18 protein-coding genes are annotated in these 25,325 nt (G+C 69.8%); 9 read left to right on the forward strand and 9 right to left on the reverse strand.

The features are described 5' to 3' along the window. Positions 1 to 253: 253 nt before the first annotated feature. Positions 254 to 1,573 carry a DNA cytosine methyltransferase gene (locus ASC82_RS26450; RefSeq protein ID WP_056652976.1) on the forward strand — a complete coding sequence of 440 codons (1,320 nt, stop codon included), beginning with the start codon at positions 254 to 256 and terminating at the stop codon, positions 1,571 to 1,573. Here the strand turns inward: ASC82_RS26450 and ASC82_RS26455 are convergent. Genes ASC82_RS26455 through ASC82_RS31485 form a run of 3 tightly spaced genes read right to left on the reverse strand, consistent with a single transcriptional unit; the run spans position 1,542 to position 6,972 of the window. Next, entirely contained in the window at positions 1,542 to 2,429 is an 888-nt protein-coding gene (locus tag ASC82_RS26455; protein WP_056652979.1) for a DUF6339 family protein, read from the reverse strand. The two genes, ASC82_RS26450 and ASC82_RS26455, sit on opposite strands and share 32 nt — an antisense overlap. Beyond that, positions 2,426 to 3,418, reverse strand: a complete 993-nt coding sequence (locus ASC82_RS26460) for a hypothetical protein (protein ID WP_056652982.1) — start codon at positions 3,416 to 3,418, stop codon at positions 2,426 to 2,428. Before ASC82_RS26460 ends, ASC82_RS26455 begins: the two co-directional genes overlap by 4 nt. Beyond that, a complete protein-coding gene (locus tag ASC82_RS31485; RefSeq protein ID WP_157863504.1) occupies positions 3,415 to 6,972 on the reverse strand; it encodes a sigma-70 family RNA polymerase sigma factor in 3,558 nt (1,185 codons plus the stop codon). The genes ASC82_RS26460 and ASC82_RS31485 overlap by 4 nt, the downstream gene beginning before the upstream one ends. Before the next feature lie 214 nt (positions 6,973 to 7,186). On the opposite strand from ASC82_RS31485, the gene ASC82_RS26470 reads away from it, so the two are divergent. From ASC82_RS26470 to ASC82_RS26485, 4 genes are read left to right on the forward strand one after another with little or no spacing between them, the layout of a single operon-like run. Continuing rightward, positions 7,187 to 8,803 carry an NERD domain-containing protein gene (locus ASC82_RS26470; protein ID WP_056652985.1) on the forward strand — a complete coding sequence of 539 codons (1,617 nt, stop codon included), beginning with the start codon at positions 7,187 to 7,189 and terminating at the stop codon, positions 8,801 to 8,803. Further along, the gene (locus ASC82_RS26475; RefSeq protein WP_056652988.1) at positions 8,800 to 11,958 is read left to right on the forward strand and encodes a helicase-related protein; all 3,159 of its coding nucleotides are present in this window, start codon (positions 8,800 to 8,802) and stop codon (positions 11,956 to 11,958) included. Before ASC82_RS26470 ends, ASC82_RS26475 begins: the two co-directional genes overlap by 4 nt. A gap of 4 nt (positions 11,959 to 11,962) precedes the next feature. After that, a complete protein-coding gene (locus ASC82_RS26480; protein WP_056652991.1) occupies positions 11,963 to 13,855 on the forward strand; it encodes a DUF1998 domain-containing protein in 1,893 nt (630 codons plus the stop codon). Further along, entirely contained in the window at positions 13,852 to 14,952 is a 1,101-nt protein-coding gene (locus ASC82_RS26485; RefSeq protein ID WP_056652994.1) for a hypothetical protein, read from the forward strand. Before ASC82_RS26480 ends, ASC82_RS26485 begins: the two co-directional genes overlap by 4 nt. A gap of 30 nt (positions 14,953 to 14,982) precedes the next feature. Here ASC82_RS26485 and ASC82_RS26490 read toward each other — a convergent pair whose 3' ends face one another. Then, a complete protein-coding gene (locus tag ASC82_RS26490; protein ID WP_242427789.1) occupies positions 14,983 to 15,861 on the reverse strand; it encodes a glycosyltransferase in 879 nt (292 codons plus the stop codon). A 121-nt stretch (positions 15,862 to 15,982) separates the two neighbouring features. Next, entirely contained in the window at positions 15,983 to 16,585 is a 603-nt protein-coding gene (locus ASC82_RS26495) for a gamma carbonic anhydrase family protein (RefSeq protein ID WP_056652999.1), read from the reverse strand. 179 nt (positions 16,586 to 16,764) lie between these two features. Between ASC82_RS26495 and ASC82_RS26500 the strand changes: the two genes are divergently transcribed. After that, complete coding sequence (locus ASC82_RS26500) at positions 16,765 to 17,925, forward strand: serine/threonine-protein kinase (RefSeq protein WP_079039494.1); 1,161 nt, start codon at positions 16,765 to 16,767, stop codon at positions 17,923 to 17,925. Positions 17,926 to 17,938: 13 nt separating this feature from the next. Here the strand turns inward: ASC82_RS26500 and ASC82_RS26505 are convergent, their stop codons facing one another. Continuing rightward, positions 17,939 to 18,220, reverse strand: coding sequence for a hypothetical protein (locus ASC82_RS26505; RefSeq protein ID WP_056653005.1), 282 nt, complete (start codon positions 18,218 to 18,220; stop codon positions 17,939 to 17,941). Positions 18,221 to 18,371: 151 nt separating this feature from the next. On the opposite strand from ASC82_RS26505, the gene ASC82_RS26510 reads away from it, so the two are divergent. Beyond that, positions 18,372 to 20,213 carry an alkyl sulfatase dimerization domain-containing protein gene (locus ASC82_RS26510; protein ID WP_056654262.1) on the forward strand — a complete coding sequence of 614 codons (1,842 nt, stop codon included), beginning with the start codon at positions 18,372 to 18,374 and terminating at the stop codon, positions 20,211 to 20,213. Positions 20,214 to 20,253: 40 nt separating this feature from the next. On the opposite strand, the gene ASC82_RS26515 is transcribed toward ASC82_RS26510, so the two are convergent. Both ASC82_RS26515 and ASC82_RS26520 read right to left on the reverse strand, forming a co-directional pair. Beyond that, the gene (locus tag ASC82_RS26515) at positions 20,254 to 21,261 is read right to left on the reverse strand and encodes a YdcF family protein (RefSeq protein ID WP_056653008.1); all 1,008 of its coding nucleotides are present in this window, start codon (positions 21,259 to 21,261) and stop codon (positions 20,254 to 20,256) included. Between the two features lie 62 nt (positions 21,262 to 21,323). Beyond that, on the reverse strand, positions 21,324 to 22,694 hold the full coding sequence (locus ASC82_RS26520) for a hypothetical protein (RefSeq protein ID WP_056653011.1): 1,371 nt from the start codon (positions 22,692 to 22,694) through the stop codon (positions 21,324 to 21,326). Between the two features lie 260 nt (positions 22,695 to 22,954). Between ASC82_RS26520 and ASC82_RS26525 the strand changes: the two genes are divergently transcribed. Continuing rightward, positions 22,955 to 23,998 (forward strand): AsnC family transcriptional regulator, encoded by a 1,044-nt coding sequence (locus tag ASC82_RS26525; protein ID WP_056653013.1) that lies wholly within the window; start codon positions 22,955 to 22,957, stop codon positions 23,996 to 23,998. 49 nt (positions 23,999 to 24,047) lie between these two features. Continuing rightward, a complete protein-coding gene (locus ASC82_RS26530; RefSeq protein ID WP_056653016.1) occupies positions 24,048 to 24,341 on the forward strand; it encodes a DUF6191 domain-containing protein in 294 nt (97 codons plus the stop codon). Positions 24,342 to 24,483: 142 nt separating this feature from the next. Here the strand turns inward: ASC82_RS26530 and ASC82_RS26535 are convergent, their stop codons facing one another. Next, positions 24,484 to 25,314 carry a class I SAM-dependent methyltransferase gene (locus ASC82_RS26535; RefSeq protein ID WP_056653018.1) on the reverse strand — a complete coding sequence of 277 codons (831 nt, stop codon included), beginning with the start codon at positions 25,312 to 25,314 and terminating at the stop codon, positions 24,484 to 24,486. Positions 25,315 to 25,325 lie beyond the last annotated feature (11 nt).

A 25,325-nucleotide genomic window follows, 5' to 3' on the forward strand; every position in this document is an offset into this window, starting at 1 on the left:
TCGTGTCCGGCAAAGCCTGGTCGGACGGAGCTTTATCCCCATTGCAGCATCCGCCGGAGCGGTTCGCATGTCCGCCGGCGTCGTCCGCCGGTGTCGGATGATCGGCGTGACGAAGTACGTGCACTTCGGCTCCGCGCGGCACCACCGGCGCCGAGGAGGCGGTGACACGACGCCATCCGACAGATACCGGCCCCCTGGGGGACGCCGCTTCGGCAGCGTCCGCTGTCCGTGGCGCCGGCTACACTTCAGCTCTATGAACAGCCCGGGAACACAGGCGCACCCTCTCGACGAGATCCGGATCCTGGACCTCTTCGCAGGTCCCGGTGGACTCGACGTCGCCGCGCATTTCCTGGGCTTCAAGAGCATCGGTATCGAGTGGGATCGGAACGCGTGTGAGACGCGTTACGCGGCGGGACTGCCGACGATCCACGCCGATGTGAGCGTCATGCGCGAGAGCCGTTTCGACGAGATCCCGAAATCGGTCGACGTCCTCGCCGGGGGACCGCCCTGCCAGTCCTTCTCCGTCGCGGGGAAAGGCGCGGGCCGGCGGGCCCTGGAGGAGGTGAAGACGTTCATCCACCGACTCGTGGACGGCGAGGACGAAGCGAAGATCGACGAGGATCTGCACGCCCTCACCGCGGACCCGCGCACCGCCTTGGTCCTGGAACCGCTCCGATGGCTCCTCAAGGCCATCGACACGGAGGGCCGCGACCCCTACAAGGTGATCGTCCTGGAGCAGGTGCCCGCGGTGCTCCCTCTCTGGGAGGTCTACGCGAAGCTCCTGAGAAGCGGCGAAGGGCGACTCAAGGGCGTCAAGTACGAAGCGGACTTCTGGGAGCTCAAGACCGAGCAGTTCGGGGTCCCGCAGACGCGTACGCGCGCCGTGCTCGTGGCCCGACTCCCGGGCCTCGGGGCCATCGAACCGCCTCAGGCGAGTCATCACGCCTTCGACGTGCACCGCGGGAAACGCCGTTCCGTCCAGGCGGACATGCTCCCGGCCGACTCCGACGGTCCCCGGCCTCGTGATCGCTGGCTCTCCATGGAGACGGCCCTCGACACGGCGAGCGACACGAAGGGCTCGCCCGTCGATGTGTCCCGGTTCCGGACGGGAGGCGAGACCCGGTTCTTCGTCGTCTCGAACTACGGCTCCGGCGGCGACCCCAAGAACCGGGGTCGGCGCCTGTCCTCCGAGCCCGCCTTCACCGTCACCGGAAAGATCTCCCGGAACAAGGTGTACAAGAGCCAGGAAGCGTACGAGGCGGAGGACTACGACCGCTTCACCATCCCCGAGTCCGGCGTCCTGCAGACCTTCCCGCACAACTTCCCCTGGTCGGGCAACGACCAGGCGCAGCAGGTGGGCAATGCGGTACCGCCCCGTCTCGGCATGCACGTACTCAGCACGGCTCTGCGCGGAGACCGCCCTTCGGACGACGAGCTCGCCGACGCCACCTCATGGCCCGCCGTCCCCCAGGACGTCACGGACGGGCTGCGCGCCATCGGCTGCGGCGATCAGAGCCAGTGCCCTCCGGAGTCGCACAAGGTCACCGGTCGTCGTCGGAAGTCCGCCCCCTGACAGGCGCCTCCGCGAACAGCTCCTCGAAGTGGGCGGCCAGTATCCGCACCGCCTCCGCAGGGACGCGCTGCTCGTCCGGCCCGTCGGGGAGCTCGCCCCGGAGGGACGGGAGGGCCGACTCGGCCCCGTCGATCCAGTCGCGCATCGGATCCCCGTCACGCTCCGAGTCCGGAGCGATGACGTCGTACATCAACGTCGCCGCCGCGGCGTTGACGGCGGGCGTCAGCGCGTTGACATCACGGCCGGTCCGTACGACCCCTCTCTCCATGAGCCCGACGAGGGCGAGAGCGGTGGGGCGATGGTCGACGATGTCCAGCCGCAGAGCGGAGTTGAGCATGTCCTGGTTGCCACAGGCCGCGACGACGGGGCGATAGTCCGGGCCGTCGCGGAAGAGCTCGGCCGCCCACCAGAGTCGGGCGAACGCCTGCTTGTAGTGCGGGCCGACGAACTTGTCCCGCGCGACTCGTCCTCGCGAGCCGTCCGCCTTGGGCTCGGACAAATGGCGCCAGACCACGTAGTCCGGGGCCACCCCGAGGGCCAGATATGTCCAAAGCCTCTTCTCCGCCGCCTCCCGGCGTGTCAACCGGAGGGTCTCGTGCAGGCGCGGCGCCAGCCATGCGTCCGCCACCGTGGGGCGTCCGGAACCGAACCTCAGCAGGGCCTCGTCGATCAGGTCTCGCACCCGGTGCAACCGCAGTCGTGCGTCATCGCCGGGCAGGACCTCGGCCGCCTTGTTCAACGCGATGGAAGGGACGTTCTCGCGCCCTTCGAGGAGCCCTGCGGAGATGTACTGGGCGGCCTGTACGTCCGAGATCAGAGCAAGCCGTTCCGGCAGGTGCTCGGGGCGGGAAGTCACGCTTGGGTCTCCTGGTCGAGTCGTTCGATGTCGCGGACGGTGCCGGCCAGTGCTTGGGGTACTTCGGCACGACGAGCGGCGGCGTATTGGATTCGTGGCTGCAGACTCGCCCAGCTGCCCTCACCGATCCGGCGGATGTACACCTCTCGGAGCGCGTCCTCGTCCGACCTCCCGGGAACGATGTCCGGGAGCATCTCGCGGAGCACCGCTCCTCGCCAGTCGGGCGGGAAGAGCGGGGTCCCGTCATCCTCGATCTCCAGGTCACCGACGGCGGTGTGGAAGACCGCCGTCCACACGTCCGCACACATCTGAGCGAGCAGCATCTCGCCCACCACGCTCTCCACCTTCGAGCCCTGTCCTTCGACGAGCGCGACAAGTCCCTCGAAATCCGAGTTCAGGTGCACGGTCGGCAGTCGTCCGGAGGTGTCCACGACCCACGGTGCGTCCCGGAAGCTCCGCAGCCACTCGGCGCCACGGGTGAAACTCACCGTGCTCACGTCGAGGCGACGGTCCCTGAGCGGGGCGTCCGCCGACATGTCGACCATCCACTCCTGGTCCGTCGATCCGATGATCCGGCCTTCTATGCCATCGACCGTGGCCACCACGTGCACCGTGAGTGACGCGCGGTCCAGGTGGTGGTCCCGGTCGAACTCGATCTCTCCCACCCAGTCCCTGCCCCCCTCCGCATCGGGCGCCAGGCGGGCGACGGTGCGCGCGTTCGTGGCGCCCTCCGTCAGAACGGCGACGACCGCGAGGTCGGACCAATGGCCCTTCGTCTCGATCTCACGAGCCGGCACGGTCGCGGTCAGAGCCAATCGGGCGGTCTGCCAGTCGTCGCGCTCCGCCATGCCCAAGGCCACGACCTGCTCGACCACGGAGTACGCCTTGCTGTCCAACTTCTCGCGGCTGTCGCCGGAACCGCGCAGCCGCACGGCCGTGACCCGCGCCGTTACCGCGCCGGCCAGTCGGGGGTACGGGTAGGCCCTCACGCGATCCCTCCCTTGCTCTCCTGCAGTTCGACGACGAGACCGGTCAGTGCGGCCCGTACCGGATGCGTGGACACGTCGGTGACGCCTCGGAAGACGGCGCGGCGAGCCCCTGCCGGGAAGTGCAAAACGCCGTCCCGCACCTCGCAGTTGCTGACGGCGACGAGCTCGGACCACTCGACGACCGGGCGGGTGCCGGAGCGAACGTCCAGCTTGGCGACGGGCGTCATGCGCCAGGGCACCTCACCGGGCGCCACCTTGACCTCGGCGGTGATCCGCCAGGCACCGGACGGGTCGATCACGGCTTCCAGATCGTCCAGCTTCGGCGGCGCCACGGTCCCTCGCACCTTGGCGGCGGGCTTCCCCGAGATCTTGAGCCGCTTGCTCACCTTGCCCGTGCCACTCGGCTTCTTCTCCTTGGGAATCGCCACCAGGTCGTGAACGGCCTTGTTGGTCACCGTCGTCAGCGACATGATGCGTCGATGGGCCGAGGCCGAGTAGCGCATCCTCAACTCCTCGGTCTGTCCCCACTTGTTGTGTTCCGGAGGCTCGGAGGAGCGGAGGAACTCCTCCGCCTCGTCCGCGAACGGCGCGTCCTCCCCCGCCGCGCGTCCCACGAGCAGGACCGCCTGGAACGGATTGGTCCCCACGGGCAGGCCGGGTACGCGACTGGTCTTGACCGTCATGCGGTTGCCGCGCATCGCGGTCACCTGATTGATCCTGCCGTCGGCGTCCGTGGCCTCGGTGACGAGGAGTACGGCCCGGTGCTCACCGGCCGAGTCCGGGACACCGTCCCTCCCGGGAACCTTCAACGCGACAGTAGTGAGCGCCACTTGGCCCGCCTCGGTCAGACGGTCCACGGTGGTACCGCTGAGGAAGGCCCGCAGAGCGCGCGACCGGGCGGGTTGATGGACCTGCGGGTCGACCCGCTCCTCCGGCAGATGCTCCACGCCGTTGCGCAGCGTCCGTACGGATGCCTCAAGGAGCGGCCCGCGGCCGCCGCCCTCTGTCATCGCGGCCCAGAAGTTACGGCCGAGCGCGCCCACCAACCTCTGGTGCATGCGCTCCAGGCTGTCCTCGTCTTCTCCCCCGTCGCCTTCCTGATCCGGGCCGGGCTCGACGAGGCTGGCCACGTCGTGTGCTCCGACGATCAAGAAGGACGTGCCGGGATCCTCGCGCTCGCGGGCGAGGTGCAGGTCCTCGACGGTCGCCTGATCGGCCCACCAGGAACGGACGACGTCGGTGTTGTCCGACTCGGCATCCGGACGACCCAGCCAAGCTGGTCCTGCGAATCTCGCGCCGCCCACCTCCCGCCACGGCAGATCGAGTCGTCCGATCACACGCCGCCGGGTCCGCCCCTCGTGCGGTTCGGAGAGAGTGGAGTTCACGAGCACGAGCCCCAGACGGCTGGTCGCCCAGAGAGTCGCCTTTCCGAGTCCGTACGAACCACCGGCGGACGCATCGGACTTACGGCTTTCGAGTTGGCGTCGCACCACCGCGGCGAACCGGCCGTCCTCGTAGTCGTCGCCTGTCAGCCCGTTGGCGTTGTAGTCGTCCACGCGAAGGAGGACCAGCCGGTCTCGTTCGAGCATCTCGCGCAATCCGGCGCTGATGACACGGCCGACCTTCTGGTCCTGCGCCGCTGCCGCCTCGTAGTGCGGCTGAAGATCGTGCCAGCGAATCGCCGTACGGAACCGGGCCAGAGCGTCACCGGTCAACTCGTGGAGGGTGTAGCTCACCCTGACCGGGAGGTCGTTCCTCCTGTCGCGCTCGTCCAGGCTGTTCTGGGTCGCCTCACGGGCCAGGACTTCGAGATCGGCCTCGAAGGCGAAGGCCGCCGCGTTGCCGAATTCCCGGCCACCGTCGTCGTGTCCGGGGCGGTGGTACCAGAGGACCTCCCTTTCCTCGAGTTCATCGCGCTGTTCCGGGACGGCTGTGACGGTCCGACCGGCCGTGTCCCCGTCTTCGAAGACCTTCTCCACCCTGACCGCCAGGTCGGGCGAAGGCGTGGAACCGTCGCCGAGCCAGGACACGACGAGCGCTCGCCCCACTCCCAGTCGATCCGCCAGCTCGCCTTCGTCCATCCCGCTCTCCCGCATCCGCTCCGCCAACCACTGGCCGAACTCGGAACCCATCGGGGCCACCGCTCCCTCTCTCCCCTCGGAACTGCTCTCCGTCTCCGGCCCGCCGCCGCTGTCGTGCGGCAGCGGCTCACCGAACCCCGTCTCCTCCCGCTCCCCCGAGCCCTCGTGTCGTGCGCTCTTTGCAGCGGCCTCCCTGGCCATTCTTTTGGCAGCGTTCGATCGGCGGCGCTCCGACTCGGGGTCATCGGGGTCAAGCCCGAATTGAATCCTCAGGTCCTTCAGCGCGCGTTTCTCGATCTGCCGAATCCGTTCGCGCGTGACTCCGAGTCGCTTACCGATTTCGTCCAGCGTCCAGGGCGTCCCGTCGACGAATCCGAATCGCAGGAGGAGAATTTTACGGACTCTCTCGTTGAACACGCACGCATCGAAAAGTTGGAACAGCTCCTGGCGTTCGAATAGAGACCACAGCGCCTGCTCCGGTCCCGGCACCGTACGGAACTCGTCGACCACCAGCTCTCCGAGCGTGGTGTTCTCGCTCACCGGTAGCTCAAGCGACAGGACCGACGACCGACGACTCAGCCGCAGACACTCCGCCACCTTTGCTGGAGTGAGCTCACATGCCAAGGCGAGATCGTCCAGATTGGGAACTCTGCCTTGAGCGAGGAAGGACCGCTCCTTCCTGCGCACTCTTTCCACGTCGGTCCAGACGTGAACCGGAAGTCGAATGGCGGATCCTTCGTTGGCAACCGCTCGCGTGATGCGTTGCCGAATCCACCACGTGGCATAGGTGGAAAACTTGCATCCCAGGGAAACGTCGAACTTCTCCACGGCCCGGACGAGTCCGATCCTGCCGTGCTGGGCGAGATCCTCGTACATGGAACTGCCCGGGCGGTGCCCAAAATCGATCAGAATCCGGTGAACAAGAAGCTCGTTGTGCAGAACCATCGCGGAGATGGCCCTGCACTCCTCGCTTTCCCGCGGCAGGGTCGCCAGGTATCCGTCGGGCAATGCTCCCGACGACGTTCCGGACCCTCGGAACAAGAGGCAGAGCCCGACTTCCTCCTCAGCACTCAACAAGTGCCGCTGCGGGTTCGCCCGTCTCCGATCCATGTCGAGCAGCCGCCGAGCGGCACGACGAGCGGCATCCGGGTCGTCGACCCGTACGGTCCCGCGAAAGGCCTCCGGGTCCGGGCCCTGCTCGTCCTCGCCCTCGCCCTCGCCCTCGCCCTCGCCCTCGCGAGGGTCCTCGTCGTCGAGGACCTCGTGGCCATCGCCGTCGGATTCGAAGGTCGTATCACTCGTGACCTCAGGTTCTTCCTCGACTCCTTCGGCAGCCACCTCCGCGGCCGTCACGGCCTCGTACAGCGCGTGCGTCTCCTCCGAATCGAGGCGCGCAGCCCTCATCACCTGCAGCAGAGCCGTTCGGCGTTCCACCCCCTCGGCCGTGAACCGACGGATGAGACCGACGAGCATGTCCCGCCCCGTCCCGCTCATCCGTCCGTCGGAGGCACCGCTCCGTTCCGTGGTCATCCCGCCCCCGCGCCCGCCCTCGGTCTTCGTACCCTCACCCTCGCAGTCCACCACTCCCGGGACCGTCCCCGCCGGCACTTCCTCGTCCGGATCCCCGCCCCGAGGAACCATCGTTCGGTACGTTGAGCAGGGGCGGGCGTGACCATGGGGAGAGTTGATGCGCATCATTCCGAGTGAGATCTCGGGAAGCACCGAGAGCCAGGCCGAGCACAGCGTGTTCGCGGCCCTCAAGGCGATTCCCGATGCCCACAGCGTGGCGCTGCACGCGGTTCATCTCCCCCGGCATCACAAGAAGAGGGTCGGGGAGGTCGACTTCGTCGTCATCACGCCCGACATGCTGCTCTTCGTCGAGGTCAAAGGCGGAAGGGTGGTCCACCGCGAGGGGCAGTGGTTCTTCGGGCCTCCCGGTCGCGAATCAGGCCCCAAGGAAAGCCCGTTCGCGCAGGTCAGCGCAGCGATGCACGAGTTCGATCGCGAGATCGGCGCCCACGTCGGCAACCTCAGGGACCTCGGCGTCCCCAGCGGGTACCTCGTCATCACCACGGACGTCGACCTCCCACGCACGACCGAGTACGAACCCGAACAGTATCTCGGCGCCACGGAATACGACGGCGGACGTGGTCTCGCCCGGGGAATAGAACGAGCCATTCGCTTCTGGCTGACGCGGAACCGCTGGGCTCGGACTCCCGTCCCGCCCGGCCTGCGCAAGAAGATGCTCGATGCCGTCCGACCGGATTTCGACCTCGTGCCGAACCTGAAGGCGCGACTGACGGACCTCGATGTCGTCTTCGAACGGCTCACCAACGAACAACTCGACAGACTTGACGAGTTGGAGTCCAACCCGCGTCTCGTCTGGACCGGCGGCGCGGGGACGGGCAAGACGTTCCTGGCCGCGGAGGCCGCTCGCCGCAAGTCCGCCACCGGCAGCGTGCTGTTCACCTGCGCGAGCACCACGCTGGCGACCCACATGGGCCGGATCCTCGCCGACGACGCGATCACCGTCCTGCCCGTCGACCGCCTGGACGAGGTCCGAGGCCGCGCCTTCGACCAGCTGATCGTGGACGAGGCGCAGGACCTGATGACCTTCGAGCACCTCGGAACCCTGGACGAACTCGTCGCCGGCGGTCTCGCCGAGGGGCACTGGATCTTCATGTCGGATCCGAACAACCAGGTGCTGGCACCGGACGCCTACGACCCCGAGGCATGGGAATACCTGCGTCCTCTCGGTTCCGTCTACGGACCGATGAAGCGCAACTGCCGCAACACCGTGCAGATCGTCAAGCAGGTCCACTTCTACACGGGTGCGGACCTGGGCGTCGCCTCCGCCGGGGAGGGCGAGCCGGTCCGCTTCGTCGACGTGCGCGATGCCCAGGACGAGGCCACCGCTCTCGACGCCTACGTGAACGAACTCGTGCAGCAGGGAGTCTCACCGCGGGACGTCACACTGCTGTCCGCGTCCGGGGACTGGGAATCGAGCTCGGCGCGCCTGTCGCAGCGCGCGTCCAAGATCGAGCGCTTCGTCGACGTCGTGGGGACCGACCGCACCAAGCACCGTCCCACCTGGTCGTCCGTGGCCGACTTCAAGGGCCACGAGAACCACGTCGTCTGTCTCGTCGACCTCGAACCCGAGCATCTCGAGGACCGACTCGACGCGCTCTACGTCGCCTGGACCCGGGCCCGCGCCCAGCTCTGGGTCGCTTGTCGCCCCGAGACCCGACAGGTGCTGAAGAAGCTGGGCGTGGCCATGCTGACCGGGAAGGGGCGTCTCAAGTGACCGATGATGCGGCACGGCTCGCAGACCATCGCGACCGGTTCGTGGCGTACCTCCGCCGGCAGTTGGTGGGGCCGGCGACGGGTGAGGACGAGACGCTCGTCGACCCGCCCGACCGGCGCTATCTCATGGGCACGCTGTACCCGCGCGGCGCCTCGATGCTCGAACACTCCCAGGAGGAAGGCGAGCAGCTCTTCGACGAGACCGCGGCCGGTCACGGAGAGGAGGACGGCTTCGCCGACGATCCGGTGGCCGAGGCCAACGCGTGGCTCCCTTCGTCCCTCGGTTTCTCGTTCTTCACCAACTCCCGACAGATTCTCGTCACTTGCGCGGCCTCCCGGTACGCCACACTCCGCGTGGGCGGGCGGCGCAGCTGGCAGCGGCAACCGCGACTCTCGGACGCCAAGCCCGTCACTCTGGAGCAGACGGCTCCCATCCCCGTACTGGACGGCCACGGGCGGCTCCATGTCCGCTGGCGGCCGTGCGGCTCGGGGCATCTCGTCACGTGCGTACTGGCCAACGCGCACAGCGAAGAGGAGAGCACGTACAAGGACCGGGAGCTGATGCTCTTCCAGGCCCAGCTGGAGGTGACGACGGTCGACGGGACGATCCTCGAGTACCCGAGCACCCGCCTGAACAGCCGCGACGAGGAGGAGCAGGAGCTTCGCGTCCAGTACCGGCACATCGTGACCAGGGCCGTGGGACACGGATGCGCCGTCGAGTGGGACGACCGGCACGGCGACGTCACCACCGTGCGGGCTCAGGTGATGCCGAAGCAGGTGGTCGAGCACATCAAGCCCGACGGGCCCAGGGACCTGCCGGTGCTCAATCTCGCGCATCTGTCCCAGGCCGGGCTCGACGCGTCCGACCTCCGAGCCGAGCTGCACTCCTTCGTCCTGGGCTACGGCAAGTGGTTCGACACCCAGAAGGCGGACGCGGAGTCCTTGCCGCTCTGGGCCGCCGCACCCGCCGAACGCATCCTCGGCCGCATCGATGACGCGATCGGCCGCATGACGTCAGGGGTCGAAGCGCTCACCGCGCCGACTCCGTCAGGGGCCAAGGCGCGCGAGGCGTTCCGCCTGGCCAATCGGGCCATGGCGCTCCAGATGCTGCACAGTCTCCCGGAGCTTGCGGGCAGCCGACGTCGACGCGACAGCGAGGTGCTCGAACTGACCGAGCCCTCGGGTGACCTCGCCTGGCATCCGTTCCAGCTGGCGTACTTCCTGCTCGTCGTCGAAGGGCTGATGAACCCCGAGCACGAGGACCGCCGCACGGTCGACCTCATCTGGTTCCCCACGGGTGGAGGCAAGACCGAGGCGTACCTCCTGACGGCCTGCTTCGAGATCCTCTGGCGCCGGCTGCGGTACGGCGCGGAGGGCGGCGGCACCGCGGTTCTCAGCCGGTACACGCTGAGTCTGCTCACCACGCAGCAGTTCCAGCGCACGGCGACGGCCATCTGCGCCCTGGAGTTCATCAGGCTGGGGCGCGACGGGCCGCTCCCTGTCGATCTCGGGCAGGAACCGATCTCCATCGGTCTCTGGGTCGGCATGGAGACGACGCCCAACAGGATCTCCGCCGCGCAGGACGAGCTCGGCGCTCTGAAGCAGATGAACCAGCCCGATGACCGTTTCCTGCTGGAGCGCTGTCCCTGGTGCGGAACGGAGATCGTCCCGGAACGCCACGGGCAGGACCGGGACTTCGGTATCCGGGCGGACGGCGTCATCACCGAGTTCTTCTGCCCACGCGCCTCCTGCGCCTTCCACGACCGCCTTCCGGTGTCCGTCGTGGACGAACAGATCTACGCCGAACCGCCGACCTTCCTCCTCGGCACCGTGGACAAGTTCGCGCGGCTGGCGTGGGAGCCGGAGGCGGGGAACCTCTTCGGCGGAGACGACAGGCGCCCGCCCTCACTGGTGATCCAGGACGAGCTGCACCTGCTCGGCGGTCCCTTGGGGACGATGGTCGGTCTTTACGAATCGGCCGTACTCGAACTCTGCTCCTGGAAGGGCCCCGCGCCCAAGGTCATCGCCTCGACCGCCACGATCCGCCGCTCGCGGGACCAGATTCGCGGTCTGTACGGTCGCCCGGCGCAGCTCTTCCCACCGGCCGGCATCAAGGCCGGTCACTCCTACTTCGCCTCGCCCGACACGGACAAGCCCGGACGCCTGTACGTCGGTGTCATGGCGCAGGGACACACGGCCTCCACGGCGACCGTCCACGTGGGGGCCGCGGGATTGCAGGCCCCGAAGGAGATCTGCGACGACGACTCCGTCCGCGACGCGTACTGGACCACGGTCGCGTACCACAACAGCCTGCGGGAACTCGGACGTACCGTCACGATCGCGAGGGACGACATTCCCGCGCGACTCGAGCATCTGACGAAGGACGACTCCCGGCGGCGCGGGTTGGACGACGACTCGGTGGTCGAGCTCACCAGTAACATTCCGCGCTCCGCCCAGCCACGGCTCCTGGAGCGCCTGGGCAAGAGCTTCAAGGAAGCGGGATGCGTCTCCTTCCTCGCCACGACCAACATGCTCTCCGTCGGTGTCGACGTACCCCGGCTCGGCCTCATGCTGATGAACGGGCAGCCCAAGACGACATCGGAGTACATCCAGGCCACCAGCCGCGTCGGCCGCCGTCATGTGCCGGGGCTGATCGTGACGCTCTTCCGCTCGTCCAAGCCCCGCGACCGGTCCCATTACGAGTCGTTCGGTGTCTACCACCGCGCGCTCTACCGCCATGTCGAACCGACCAGCGTCACCCCGTGGTCCGCACCCGCTCGCAGCCGCGCACTGCACGCGGTGCTCACCATTCTGGTTCGCCACGGAATCGGTCTGAACGCGGAGAACAAGGCCGGGGACGTGCTCGATCACCCGGCCGAGGTCGCCCGTGTCCGCGACCTCGTGGTGAATCACGTACGCAGGGCCGATCCGGACGAGGCCGACGACGCCGCCCAAGAGTTGGACTCGCTGATCGAAGCCTGGCAGCAGGAAGCCGAGGTGGCGCGCGGTGAGGGCAGCCGTCTCTACTACCGCCCCCAGGGGCGGTCACATCCGTCCCTCCTCACCGACTTCGGCAAGCAGGACGGTCTGTGGGGGACGGCTCAGTCGATGCGCAACGTCGACCGCGAATGCCTCGTCGCCGTGAAGGGAGCATGAGGGCGTGAAGGACATCCGGCGCAAGGTCCGCAGAGCGCAGACCATCGTCCCCTTCGGCGTCGGCGGGATCATCGACCTCCGAGGCGAATCGTTCGTGGCCGCCGACATCCGGAGCTGGGCGGCCAACGGGGACCGAGTGGAATCGCCTCGACTCGCCGCGAAGCTGGGGGTCCTCGAGTTCCGCTCGGCCCCCGTCATCCCCTCCGGGAAGGCCGCCTACGCGTCCCGGATCGGGCCGGCGTACGTACGGTTCCCCAAATGGTTGTTCTGCCCGCAGTGCAGGGAGATGTTGCTCTGGCGCCCTGATCGCGAGCAGCGCGACAAGCAGCCGACCTGCGGTCGTTGTCCCGGAAGGCCGCAGCTGGCCCCGATGCGTTTCATCCAGGTCTGCAGGGCAGGCCATATGGCCGACATCGACTGGCGCCGTTGGGCTCACTCCCGGGGCCAGGGCCATGACCAGCGCCAATGCCAGGTGCTCCGCCTCCGATTCGTCGCCACCCCCGATTCTTCCGGGTTGGAAGCCCTGTGCGTCGTGTGCGCCGTGTGCAAGGCCGAACGCAATCTGGCGGGCATCAGCCAGCGGAACATCCTCAAGCAGACGAACCTGCGCTGCCCCGGAACCCACCCCTGGCAATCCGACTCCGATGAGGCAGACGCGTGCGAGGAGTCACCTCAGGCGGTGCAGCGCGGTGCCTCCAACGTGTACTTCCCGATCACGCACTCCGCTCTCGACATTCCCGCACCCGCAGGCCTGTCCGAGGGGGACGAAGCAGCTCAAAGGGTGACCAATAGCCCCCTTTGGTTGGACTTCATCAGCGCCGAGGGTGGCCCTGCCTTCGATGCGTTCCGGACGGTGATCGCCAACCAGTGCGAGGTGCCGGAGGATCTCGTGGAGTCCATCCGACGCCGCCACGTCCACGATTCCGCGTCGAGCCCGTCCGCGTCCGATGCCGACGACGACCTGAGTGTCGCCGAATGGGCGGCCTTCTCCGACCCGGGGTCCGTGGCCGGGTCGAAGACGTTCTCCGTGCGCCCGACCCACCTCGGGATCGAGCACGACGACGTCGACTCGATGCGGGAACTCGACGCCCGCGTCTCCGCGGTCGTCGTCGCGGACCGGGTGCGCGAGGTACGTGCGCTCGAAGGGTTCACCCGGTACGAGCCGAGTTCCGGCGACGGCGAGGACGGCGAGGGCGGACGTGTCGTCTCGGTCAACACGCGCAGCCGGACCCAATGGCTGCCGGCCGTGGAGACCTACGGCGAGGGGATCTTCATCGCCGTGGACGAGCAGCGTTTGCGCGACTGGGAAGAGCTTCAGTCGGTGCGTGACTGGACGCGCCGGATCGAGCTCGACCTGGACGCCTCGTTCAAGGCCGACCGACTCAGGGGGAAGTCCGGTCCGCGGCTCCTCCCCCGCTTCGTGATGCTGCACACCATGGCCCATCACTTCATCCGGCAGCTGTCGTACGACAGCGGGTACAACGCGGCCTCGCTACGGGAGCGGGTCTACGCCCGGAGTCACGGTCCGGGCAGCGACCTCCCGCCTCAGGCCGGCGTGTTCATCTACACGGCCGCCGGGGACGCCGAGGGCACGCTGGGCGGGCTCGTCCGCCAGGGCCGGCCGCCGTACCTCGCCGAGACCCTGATCAGGATGCTCGAATCGGCGCAATGGTGCTCGCAGGACCCTCTCTGCTCGGACTCGACGGGCAGGTCGCTGGCCAACCTCAACCGTGCTGCCTGTCATGCGTGCACGCTCCTCCCCGAGACGTGCTGCGAGATCGACAACTCCCTGCTGGACAGGACACTGTTGATCGGAGACGCCGAGGTCCCGGGGTTCTTTCGGGACGTCGTCCGTGCCGCGCTCACGGAATCGGCCGATTCCGTCGAACTCCCATGAGGGTCCCCACGCTCCTGGAGCTCGGGGCCGACCAACAGGCCGTCGTCGGCCTCCCGTTCCACGGGAGCCACGTCATCACCGGAACGCCTGGCACCGGGAAGACCGTGATGGCCGTCTACCGCGCTTGGGCGCTTGCGACGGCGGGTCGCGACGTCGTCCTCCTCACCCGGTCCAATCTGCTGCACCAGTACCTCGCCCAGATGGCGCCGACCCTCACGGAGGCCGTGCACGTCACCACGTACCACCGGTGGATCAGGAAGTTCTGGGACCGGAACTTCACCACCGGGCCTCCGGTGACCGACGAGAACGGCTGGAGCTACGACTGGAACCGGATGCAGCGCGACTGCATCCTGGGCGCGGTCGGGTCGACCACCCACCTGGTGATCGACGACGGCCAGAACCTGCCGGTCGCCTTCTACCGGTGGTGCCGAGTCCTCGGCATCCCCGTCACGGTGTGCGCGGACGAGAGCCGGCCGATCGGCGACGAGCAGAGCACCGTATCCGAGATATGCCGGGCCGGCGGGCTGCCGGACGAGCCACTCGTGCTGCGCGAGAACCATCGCAACAGCCGGGCGATCACGAAACTGGCATCCGAGTTCCGCATGAGGACCGGAGACGAGACGGCCGTGCCGGCACACGTCGGTCCCACGCCCATAGTCATGAAGGTCGCCTCACTGGAACCGCTCCTCCAGGAGATCCTTCGGTACTTCAGCGCCCATCGGGAACGCAGCATCGGCATCATCTGCAGGTCTGCCCACGTGGTACGAGACGTTCAGAGCGGGCTCACCAGGCTCGGGCTCGCGAAGCACACCCAGGCCTACGTATACGGCGATCGATACCGCGACACCGTCGACTTCTCGACACGACCCATCCGGATCGTGAGCACGGCCAGTATGAAGGGCCTGGAGTTCGACAGCGTCTTCGTGCCGGACCTCGACGCCTACACCGAGGATCCGACCAGCGTGGAGGCCCGCCTGCGCTTCCTCGTGCTGTGCACCCGCGCCCGCGAGGACCTCCACTTCGCACATCGCGGCCATCAGGAGCCCGCCATCCTGTCGGGCATACCGGAGACCCTGCTGACGCGGCACGCGGGCTGAACCATGGATCCCCCCGCGCCACGGGCCCCGCTAGATGATCGGCGGGCGCCCCATGCGGGTCATGCGGGCGACGGTGGACCAGCGCATGGGGCGGCGGGGGCCGCAGGGGCGGCGGACGCCTTCGGCGAAGCCGGCGAACCAGGCTGCCAGGCCGGGGAGGGAGCGGGTGCGGGCCAGGGTCAGGAGGGTCCAGACGCCGAGGTAGACGGGGACCAGGAGGACGGGCAGGTTGCGCTTGGCCAGCCAGACGCGGTTGCGGGCGGTCATGCGGTAGTAGACGGCGTGCCGGGCGGGGCTGGTCTTCGGGTGCTGGAGCAGGAGTTCCGGCGCGTACAGGACCTTCCAGTCCGCGTCGAGGGCCCGCCACGCGAGGTCGGTCTCCTCGTGGGTGAAGAAGAAGTCCTCCGGCCAGTCGCCGATCCGGTCGAGCATCGGCATCGACAGGCCGTGGCCGCCGCCGAGGAACGTCGTCACCTCGCCGCCGAGCAGCGGGTCCTTCGCGCCGAGGCGGGGGACGTGGCGGCGCTGCGTCTCGCCGGTCTCGTCGGCGATGCGGAACGAGACGATCCCGAGCGCCGGGTCGGCCTCGTACAGGTCGGCGAGGCGGCGGAGGACGTCCGTGTCGACGAGCAGGCCGTCGTCGTCGAGGTCCACCACCACGTCGACGTCGCCGCAGGCGCGCAGCGTCTCGATGGCGACGTTCCGGCCGCCGGACACTCCCCTGTTCTCGGGGAGCTCGACCCCGGTGACGCCCTCGGGAAGCTCCGGGAGCGAGCCGGTGCCGTTGCCGACCACGACGATCCGGGCGGCCGGCTCGTCCTGGCCCGCCACGGCGTCGAGCAGGGCCCGCAACTCGTCGGGGCGCGTGCCCATCGTCAGTACCGCCACACCCATACGCGGTCGTGCCACGACCCACTCCGTCCCACGCTCAGAGGCCCAGACGCTCAGAGACAACGCCGTGATGCTAACGGTCGGGGACACCTTCCGTTCATCCGCGTCTTGTGCGGTGTACACCGCGCCCCGGCGGTGGTCAGAGCGGGCGGTCGTCCAGGTGGCGGGCCAGCGCCCGGCCGTACCGTTCGGAGACGGCCGGCATCAGGCTCTCGCCCTCCGCCGGACGGTCCAGGCCGAAGACGTAGCCGGGGAAGTCCAGCGCCTTCTGCGTCTCCCAGATCTCCCCGTGGTCGTTCGGCGGGAGGATCCGTGCCGGGTCGCCGACCGCGACCCAGCCGATCGGGACCGTCGCGTCGGCGGGCAGCACCGTCCGCAGGTGCACGATCCCGTTGATGCGGACCTCCGAACGCGCGCCGACCCGGGCCCCGTTGAACACCCGGCTGCCGGTGGCGAGGAAGACCCCCTCCTCCACCGTGCAGCCCGTGAGGTACGAGGTCGGGCCGATCAGGACGTGCCGGCCCACGATCAGGGGGTCGCGGCGGGTGCCGCGCAGGACCGCGTTCTCCATGACGATGCAGCCCTCGCCGAGCTCCACCGGGCCGCCCTCGGCGGTCAGTACGGCTCCGAAGAGGATCCGGCAGCCCGCGCCGACGCGTACGTCGCCGGAGAGCGTCGCCGTCGGGGCGACGTACGCGGTCGGGTGGACGGTCGGCGCGTGGCCGTCGTGTTCGATCAGCATCCCGTCATCATCCCGGGCGGGGGTCCCGAGGGGTGGGAGGCGGACCGGAGGGGGTGGGAGACGGCCGGGAAGGGGTGGGATGCGGCTCGAAGGGGACGCGCGGCGAGGGGCGGCCTCCGGCGGCTCTACGCTGGTTCCCTTCCGTCAAGTTGATCGATCGTCGAAAGGGTGGTCTCCAGGTGCTGGTCGCGGACCGATATCGGCTTCATGTGTGTATCGGCCGGGGCGGCATGGGCGAGGTGTGGCAGGCCACCGACGAGGTCCTCGGGCGGCCCGTGGCCGTGAAGCTGATGCTGGGCCACGGCTCCGACCCCTCCGCGGGCGACCGCTTCCGGCTGGAGGCTCAGACCGCCGCCCGGCTGAGCCACCCGCACGTGGTGGGCGTCTTCGACTTCGGCACGTGGGACGGAAAGCTCTTCCTCGTCATGGAGTTGGTCGAGGGCGACAGCCTCGCGGGCAGCCCGTCCGATCCGCTGGTCCTCCCGCCCGAGCGGGTCGCCGTGGTCGCCGCCCACGCCGCCGCCGGGCTCGCGGCCGCCCACCGGCAGGGTGTCGTGCACCGCGACATCAAGCCGGGGAACCTCCTCGTCGACGCCGAGGGCACGGTGAAGCTGGCCGACTTCGGCATCGCGCGCTTCGTCGACGACCCTTCCGGCGCGCTCACCACGACGGGCCAGATCGTGGGCACCGGGCTCTACCTCGCGCCCGAGCGGGCCCTCGGGCAGTCCGCCTCGTCCGCCTCCGACGTGTACTCGCTCGGCTGCGTGCTCTACCAACTCCTCACCGGGCGTCCGCCGTTCCGCGCGGACACGGCCACGGCCCTGCTCTACCAGCACATCGACACCGCGCCGATGCCGCCCGGCCGGCTCGGGGTCGCGCTGCCGCCCGTCTTCGAGACGTACCTGCTGAGCCTGCTGGCCAAGCAGCCCGAGCAGCGGCCCTCGGCGCAGGCGATCGCCGACTGGTTCTCCTCGGGCGCCTGGCGCGGCTATCCGCAGCCTGTCTCCCATCAGCCCCACCAGTCACAGCAACCGCATCCGTCGCATCAGCCTCAGCAGGCGTATCAGTCGCCTGAGCCCCATCAGCCTCAGCAGTCGCAGCAGCACATGCCTGCGCCGCACGCCCCACAGCAGCACGTGCCCGCGCACCAGCCCGCGCCCCGTCATGTACCCCCCACCGCGCCCGTCTCGCGGCGGCGCGAGCGCCCCGCGGCCGGTGTGGGGACGAGCACCGGCGGCCTCGCCGAGCTGTCCCGGCGCCGCCCCCGCAAGACCGCCGCCGTCGCCGGGGCCATCGCCTTCGTCGTCTTCCTGATCATCGGCATGGCCGTGCTCTCCTGAGCCGGGGCGGTTCTCAGTACGGCCTCGGCGCCATCACGTGCGGCTCCCCGTCCTCCGTGGGCAGCAGCAGGCAGCGCGGCACGCCGGGGCCCGGGGCCGCCCGTACGGACACGGCCGTCGGCGGGTCGGTCGGCAGCTCGATCGGGACGGTGACCGGGCGGTCGCCCTTCGTCGTGGCGTACCCCGTCTCCTTGCCGTCGACGAGGATCTCGACGACGGCATCGTGCCCGGTCTGGACGGTCGCGGAGACCGAGTGCCCGAGGTAGTCGATGTGGAAGTGGTGGCGTCGGCGCATGGGTCACCTCCGTAACTCCAGAGTAGGTACGGAGCGCCGCTCCCGCCGTTCCCACGGCCCGGGGGCCCGCTCCGAAGTGCGGTCGTAGTGCGCCGGTGTTCAGATGGATCGGAACCCGATCACCGCCCCCGCGGAACGGAGCACCTCGTCCATGAGTGACACCCTGCCCTCCTTCGAGGACACCGCCGACTTCGAGAACGCGGACCGCGGCTTCATCGGCTCCCTGGTCCCCGGCACGGTCACGGCCGCAGACGGCCGGACCGTCTGGGACAACGACGTCTACGACTTCCTGAAGGCGGACTGCCCGGACACCGCTCATCCGAGCCTGTGGCGCCAGTCCCAGCTCTGCGCCCGTCAGGGCCTGTACGAGGTCACCGAGGGCATCTACCAGGTGCGAGGCCTCGACCTGTCGAACATGACGGTCGTCGAGGGCGAGCGCGGGATCATCGTCATCGACCCGCTCATCTCCACGGAGACCGCGGCCGCCGCGCTCGCCCTCTACAAGGAGCACCGCGGCGACCGACCCGTCACCGGCCTGATCTACACCCACTCGCACGGCGACCACTTCGGCGGCGCCCGCGGCATCCTGCCCCACGGCACCGAGGAGGGCATCCCGATCATCGCCCCGGCCGGCTTCCTGGAGCACGCGGTCAGCGAGAACGTGTACGCGGGCAACGCGATGACCCGCCGCGCGGTCTACATGTACGGGGCGAACCTCCCCAAGGCACCGGACGCCCAGATCGGCGCCGGGCTCGGCACGACCACCTCCCTCGGCACCATCAGCCTCATCCCGCCGACCGTGGACATCACGGAGACCGGCCAGGAGGTGACGGTCGACGGCGTACGGATCGTCTTCCAGCTCACCCCGGGCACCGAGGCCCCGGCCGAGATGAACTTCCTCTTCCCCGACCGCCGCGCCCTGTGCCTGGCCGAGAACGCCACGCACAACATGCACAACATCCTGACCCTGCGCGGCGCGGTCGTCCGCGACTCCCGCATCTGGTCCGCGTACCTCGACGAGGCGATCGAGTACTTCCACGGGCAGTACGACGTCGGCTTCGCCTCCCACCACTGGCCGACCTGGGGCCACGACAACGTGGTGCGGTTCCTGACCGAGCAGCGGGACCTCTACGCGTACATGCACGACCAGACGCTGCGGCTGCTCAACGACGGCCTCACCGGCCCGGAGATCGCCGAGCGGATCGAGCTGCCGCCGGCCCTGGCCACGTCCTGGCACGCGCGGGGCTACTACGGCTCGCTCAGTCACAACACGAAGGCGATCTACCAGCGCTACCTGGGCTGGTTCGACGGCAACGTGGCCCATCTCTGGGAGCACCCGCCGGTCGAGACCGCGAAGCGGTACGTGGCCCTGGCCGGCGGCCCCGCGGAGATGCTCGTCAAGGCCCGCGAGTACGTCGACGCCGACGACCTGCGGTTCGCGGCGACCCTCCTCAACCACCTCGTCTTCGCCGAGCCCGGGAACGTCGAGGCGAAGGAGGCCCTCGCCGCCGTCTACGACCGGCTGGGGTACGGCTCCGAGAACGGCACCTGGCGCAACTTCTACCTCACCTCGGCGCTGGAGCTCCGCCAGGGCATCGTCAAGACGGATCTCGACACGACCAACCCCGAGATGGCGATGGCCCTCACCGTCCCCATGCTCCTCGACTCGATCGCCGTACGGATCGACGGACCGCGCGCCTGGCACGACGACCTGACCGTCGACCTGGTCCTGACGGACGGCCCCACGGACGCGGGGAAGCGCTACCGCCTCACCCTGCACAACGGCGCGCTCACCCACCGGACGGTCGATGGCGCGCCCAGGACCCCCGCCGGGCTCACGCTCACCCTGGCCAAGGTGCAGCTCCTCGGTCTCCTCGCGGGCAAGAGCATCGAGGAGCTCGGAATCGGCACCGAGGGCGATCCGGCGCTGCTCGGGCGGCTCTTCTCGTACGTGACGAAGCCCGACCCGCAGTTCCCGATCGTCACCCCGTGATGGGCCGGGACCACCGGGGCCGGCGCCCGATGCCGGACGGTCAGCGGACGAACCACGCCAGTACGCCGAGCAGGATCAGCCCCGCGCAGATCCCGAGGTTCACCACCTTGTACTGGAGGAAGACGGCGACGAACTCGCGCATGGTCGCCGACGGCCAGAAGTAGGCGGCGGTGGGCGAGCCGACGACCTGGCCGTCCACGCCCGCCCTCCGGGCCATCAGGGCGGCCCGGAACGCGTGGAAGTTGTTGGTGACGATCACGCAGGACGAGCCGGGCCGGTCCCGCTCCATCAGCTCCTTGCTGAAGAGCATGTTCTCCTCGGTCGTGCGCGAGCGGTCCTCGCGCACGACCGCCCCGGCCGGGAAGCCCCGCTCGACGAGGTAGTCGGCCATCGCGTGGGACTCGGGCACCTCCTCGTCGGGGCCCTGGCCGCCCGAGGCGATGAGGACCGGCGCGTCCCCGCCGCGCGCGGCCAGCGTCTCGTACACCTGCCGGCCCCGGTCCAGGCGGCTCGCGAGGAGCGGTGGCACCCGGCGCCCGCCGATGAGGCCGGAGCCGAGGACCACGACGTAGTCGGCGTCGCGGCGGAGCCGCATCCGGCCGTACAGGAACGCGTAGCCGACGAAGCAGAGGAACAGGAACGAGACGTAGCCGACCACGAGGAGGGTGGTGACGGCGATCACGCCCAGGGCCCGCGAGTGCGTGACAACTGCCGCCGCCATCAGGCCCATCACCCCGAACATGCCGAGGCCCGCGAGGAGCGAGAGCAGGTTCGCCGGGCGTCTGCCCTCCTTGCGGACCATCTTCACGCCGTTCACGCAGAGCAGTCCCGCGAGCACGACCGGGCCGAGGCCCAGAACGAGCAGCACCAGGACCATCACGGTCTCGGAGATGCCGGGCGGGGCGGCGTCGATCCCGGCGAGGAGACCGAGCCCGAGGAAGGTGACGGCCAGGCCGAGGTAGACGGCATTGCCGAAGCGGCGCCGGTCGCGCAGCACACCGGCCCCGAAGAGCAGCAGGAAGACGGCGGCCACGACGAAGGCGAACATTCCGTCATCGTAGACAGCACGACGGACATCCCCGCCGACGATCAAGGTCCGGAGGGACCGTCCTAGGCCTCGCTCGCCAGGGCGAACAGGCCCATCCGCGCGCCCTCTTCGTACGCGCGGCGCAGCTGGCCGTCGTCGAACCGTCTCCGCAGGAGCCTTTCGCTGCGGTCGCGTGAGGTCACGCAGTACTCCGCCGGGCGGTACGTCTCCTCGAAGACCGAGGCCCGCAACAGGTCGGCCGCGCCCAGGAGATGGGCGGCGGAGGTCATCCGGCCGACCATGACCCGCATCTGGGCGAGGAGTTCGGCCGCGCAGGCCGCTCCGACGGCCGTGCCGAGGGTCAGGTGCGTGCGGAGCGCGCGCCGGGCGTGCTCGGCGGCCCGCTCCCGCTCCCCGTCCCAGGCGAGGAGTTCGGCCCGGGCGTGGTGCGCCCAGGCGTCGGCCCACAGGTCGCGCCCCGTCCAGGCCCGCCGCGCGTCCGTGTCCAGAACGGCCTGGTCCAGGGCCTCCTGGGCGGCCTCCGGATCGGTCCGGCTGAGGGTGAGGGCGAGGGCGACCCAGCACAGCTCACGGCTCGGGCCGAACTCCGGGTGCTCCTCCATGAGGGCGAGTGCCTCCCGGAACTCGGCCGCCGCCGCGCGCGTACGCCCCTGGAAGAGGGCGGTCGCGCCGCGCAGATGGGCCAGCATCCCGAGGCACCGGTCGTCCCCGTCCCGTACGGCCGCCGCCCAGGCCTGGGCGAGGAGCGGGTCGGCGTCCTCGGGGCGGCCCGACTCCAGCTCCAGATAGGCGGCGAGCCACAGGGCGCGGGCGGGCGGCGGGCCGGAGTGCAGGGAGAGGGCGTGCCGCAGCCGGGTCCGGCCCTCGGCGACCCGTCCGCAGGCCACCCACAGGAACCACAGGGAGACCGCGATCTCGACGGAGGTGCCGGCCTCGGCGCTCGGGGAGATCGGGGCGGTCGTCGGATCCATCGCGGCGGACAGGTCGGGGAGTTCCCGCAGGGCGAGGTTCCTGGCGTCGATCTGACGGCCGCTCTGCCACCAGTCGGCGGCCTGCCTGGCCAGCTTCACGCACCACCTCCGGTGGTGCGTGACGACGGTCCAGCGGTCGCCTCGTGCGGTGAGGCGGCGGGCGCCGACGGCCCGCATCGGGTGCGGCATCCAGTAGCGGGGAGCGCCGTCCTCGCCGTCGAACAGGTCGTCGACGGGGAGGAGCGCGAGGGGGGCGAGCCGGTCGAGGACCGCCTCGATCTCCCCCGCGGGGAGCGTGCCGGAGGCGCAGACCTCGCGGACGGCCTCCCGGCCGAAAGCGCCCTCGAAGACGGAGAGCCGCTCCCAGAGGAGGCGTTCGGCGGGTCCGCAGCGCGCGTAGCCCTGCTCGGCGGCTGTCAGTTGGTCGGGACTGACCGGTTCGCCCCACAGCAGCTCCGTCACGGGCGGCTGCGCATCCCCTTTGCTGCGAGTACCGCTGGTACTGCTCGGGCTCCGCGGATTCCCCATGTGCCCCATGGATTCCATCCCCCGTACCACCCTGTCCTGTTCTGTCCGCCCTGTTCCTGTCCTTTTCTGTGACTTATGCCAGCCTTAATGGCGAACAATCGCCGCTGCGGCTTGAATGCATATGCCCCAGTCCACATCCTGGGGCGCCCTGGCGCCCACACCCACGGTTTCCCAGGGATCGGCCAAGGAGGCATATGCATACCGGGGAATCCGTCCTGGGAGAGGCGGATCTGTCACTGATCCACGCACTGCAGGTCGCCCCGCGCGCCAGCTGGACGCAGCTCTCGGCCGTCCTGGGGTCGAGCCCCGACACGCTCGCCCGCCGCTGGGACCACCTCACCACCGGCGGCTGGGCCTGGAGTTCGCTGATCGTCGCGCGCGGCGGGGACGCCACGCTGTACGCCTGGATCGAGCTGGACTGCGTCGCGAGCGACACCGAGGCCACGGCGGTCGCGCTCGCGGGCGATCCGTACACCCTCGGCGTCCACCAGGTGACCGGCAACGCCGACCTGGTGCTGCTCGTCGTCTGCCCCGACCTCTACGCCCTCGACGCCTACCTCGCGAGCCGGGTTCGGCGCCTGCGGGGAGTGCTCCGCACGCGTGCGCAGGTCGTCACGCGGCTGCACAACCGCCCGTACCGGTCGCGGATCGAGCAGCTCGCCCCCGGGCAGGTCCGGCTCCTCACGGAGATCACGGGCGGGGAGAGGCGGCCGCGCCCGTCCGGCCGCGCGCACCCGCCCCTCACGGACCTCGACCGGAAGCTGGTCGCGGAGCTGGCGGGGGACGCCCGGCGCAGCGCCGCCGAGCTGGCCCGGCAGTGCGACACGAGCGAGTCGACGGTACGGCGCAGGCTCGACGCCCTCATGGCGGCCGGCGCGCTGCACCACCACTGTCTGCCGGCCCCGAGGTTCTCCGGGCGCCCGGTGTGGGCGCTGGTCGCGGCCGACGTCCCGCCCCTTGAGGTGGCGCCGACGGTGGCCGCGCTGACCCGGCTGCGCCACACCCGGCTGATCACCTCGGTGACGGGGCCGTACAACCTGGCGCTCGCGATGTGGCTCCGTACGGTCGAGGAGCTGCACGAGGTGACGGCGACGCTCGTGCGGGCCGCCCCGGCGCTGCGGATCACGGGCACGCAGGTCTCGCTGCGCACCCACAAGATCGGGACGCAGGTCCTCGGTCCGGACGGGCGGCGCACGCACCACATACGGCCCGACACCGACGCCGGTCCCGCCTTCTGAGGGCGGTCGGCCCGTTCCCTCGTACGGCCGTGCGTGGTCTCATGGCGGTATGGAATTCGCCGTGTTCGTGACGCTGCCCGGTCTGGTCATCCTGCTGACCGTGGTGGCCTTCGCCGACCAACTGCTGCGGGCGACCGGGCGCGGCAAGCGCACCGGCCAGGTCTCCTCCACGGGCTTCGAGCAGCTGCACGCGACGTTCTCGCAGGGCAAGCAGAACGAGCTCAAGGAGCGGCAGAGCGCCCTCGTGATGCGCGACGACGAGGAGGACGGCGCCCCGCCGCACCACTCGACGGTGGATCTGACGGGCGGGCGCGCCGTCATCAGGCTCGGCAAGACTTCCTGAAAGAGCCCCGGCGGGCTCAGGCCGGGGACGGGCTTCAGGCCGGGGACGGGCTTCAAGCCGGGGACGGGCTTCAAGCCGGGGACGGGCTTCAAGCCGGGGACGGGCTTCAAGCCGGGGACGGGCTTCAAGCCGGGGACGGGCTTCAGGCCGGACGGGTCGCCTTGATCGAGTACATCATCGGGATCCGCGGGCGGTCGGCCGGGAAGCGGTAGTAGCCGTCGTCGTGCCGCTGGAGCGCGCCGTAGCGGGGGAACAGCGAGGCGTCGTGCTCGCGCAGGAACTCGATCCTGAGGCCGGCCCGCGCGATCGCCGTGACGACCTCGCCGACCGGGTGCACCCACTCCACGCTGCGGTTGTGGACGGTGTCGGCGTCGAGGTCCGTGTACGTGCCCGGGCTGGTGTCCACCCACGGCTCGCGGACGAAGTAGTCGTGCACGACCCGGCTGCCGGTCTCGTCGTCGAGCGAGTCGGTGATCGGATGGAACTCGGCCACGTAGAGGAAGCCGCCCGGGGCGACCAGCGAGGCGGCGGTCTCCGCCCAGCGCTCGATGTCGGGCAGCCAGTTGAGCGCCCCGGTGCCGGTGTAGACGACGTCGTACGAGCTGTCGGGGACGGCCTCGGCGGCGTCGTACACGTCGGCGGCGACGAAGGCGGCGCGGTCCTGCGAGAGCCCCAGGTCGGCGGCGAGCGAGCGGGCGGTCTCGATGGCCGGCTCGGAGAAGTCCAGGCCGACGACGTGCGCGGCGCCGTGGCGGGCCCAGGAGAGCGTGTCCAGGCCGATGTGGCACTGGAGGTGGAGCAGGGAGCGTCCGGTGACGTCGCCGACCTCCGCGAGCTCGAAGTCGCGCAGCGCGTCCTTGCCCGCGCGGAACGAGTCGAGGTCGTAGAACGAGCTGGCGGCGTGGATCGGGACCCGCTCGTCCCAGCGGGCGCGGTTGGCCTCGCGCCAGTCCTGGGGTGTCGGAGAGTACATGTCGGCGAGGT

The sequence above is a fragment of the Streptomyces sp. Root431 genome (assembly GCF_001426585.1).
Classification (GTDB): domain Bacteria; phylum Actinomycetota; class Actinomycetes; order Streptomycetales; family Streptomycetaceae; genus Streptomyces; species Streptomyces stackebrandtii.

What these genes read in the sequence shown, in the direction of transcription:
- ASC82_RS26450 (WP_056652976.1), top strand. Translation starts at nt 254, where the DNA reads ATGAACAGCCCGGGAACACAGGCGCACCCTCTCGACGAGATCCGGATC.
- ASC82_RS31485 (WP_157863504.1), bottom strand. Translation starts at nt 6,972, where the DNA reads ATGCTCGTCGGTCTCATCCGTCGGTTCACGGCCGAGGGGGTGGAACGC.
- ASC82_RS26470 (WP_056652985.1), top strand. Translation starts at nt 7,187, where the DNA reads ATGCGCATCATTCCGAGTGAGATCTCGGGAAGCACCGAGAGCCAGGCC.
- ASC82_RS26485 (WP_056652994.1), top strand. Translation starts at nt 13,852, where the DNA reads ATGAGGGTCCCCACGCTCCTGGAGCTCGGGGCCGACCAACAGGCCGTC.
- ASC82_RS26495 (WP_056652999.1), bottom strand. Translation starts at nt 16,585, where the DNA reads ATGCTGATCGAACACGACGGCCACGCGCCGACCGTCCACCCGACCGCG.
- ASC82_RS26505 (WP_056653005.1), bottom strand. Translation starts at nt 18,220, where the DNA reads ATGCGCCGACGCCACCACTTCCACATCGACTACCTCGGGCACTCGGTC.
- ASC82_RS26510 (WP_056654262.1), top strand. Translation starts at nt 18,372, where the DNA reads ATGAGTGACACCCTGCCCTCCTTCGAGGACACCGCCGACTTCGAGAAC.
- ASC82_RS26515 (WP_056653008.1), bottom strand. Translation starts at nt 21,261, where the DNA reads ATGTTCGCCTTCGTCGTGGCCGCCGTCTTCCTGCTGCTCTTCGGGGCC.
- ASC82_RS26525 (WP_056653013.1), top strand. Translation starts at nt 22,955, where the DNA reads ATGCATACCGGGGAATCCGTCCTGGGAGAGGCGGATCTGTCACTGATC.
- ASC82_RS26530 (WP_056653016.1), top strand. Translation starts at nt 24,048, where the DNA reads ATGGAATTCGCCGTGTTCGTGACGCTGCCCGGTCTGGTCATCCTGCTG.
- ASC82_RS26535 (WP_056653018.1), bottom strand. Translation starts at nt 25,314, where the DNA reads ATGTACTCTCCGACACCCCAGGACTGGCGCGAGGCCAACCGCGCCCGC.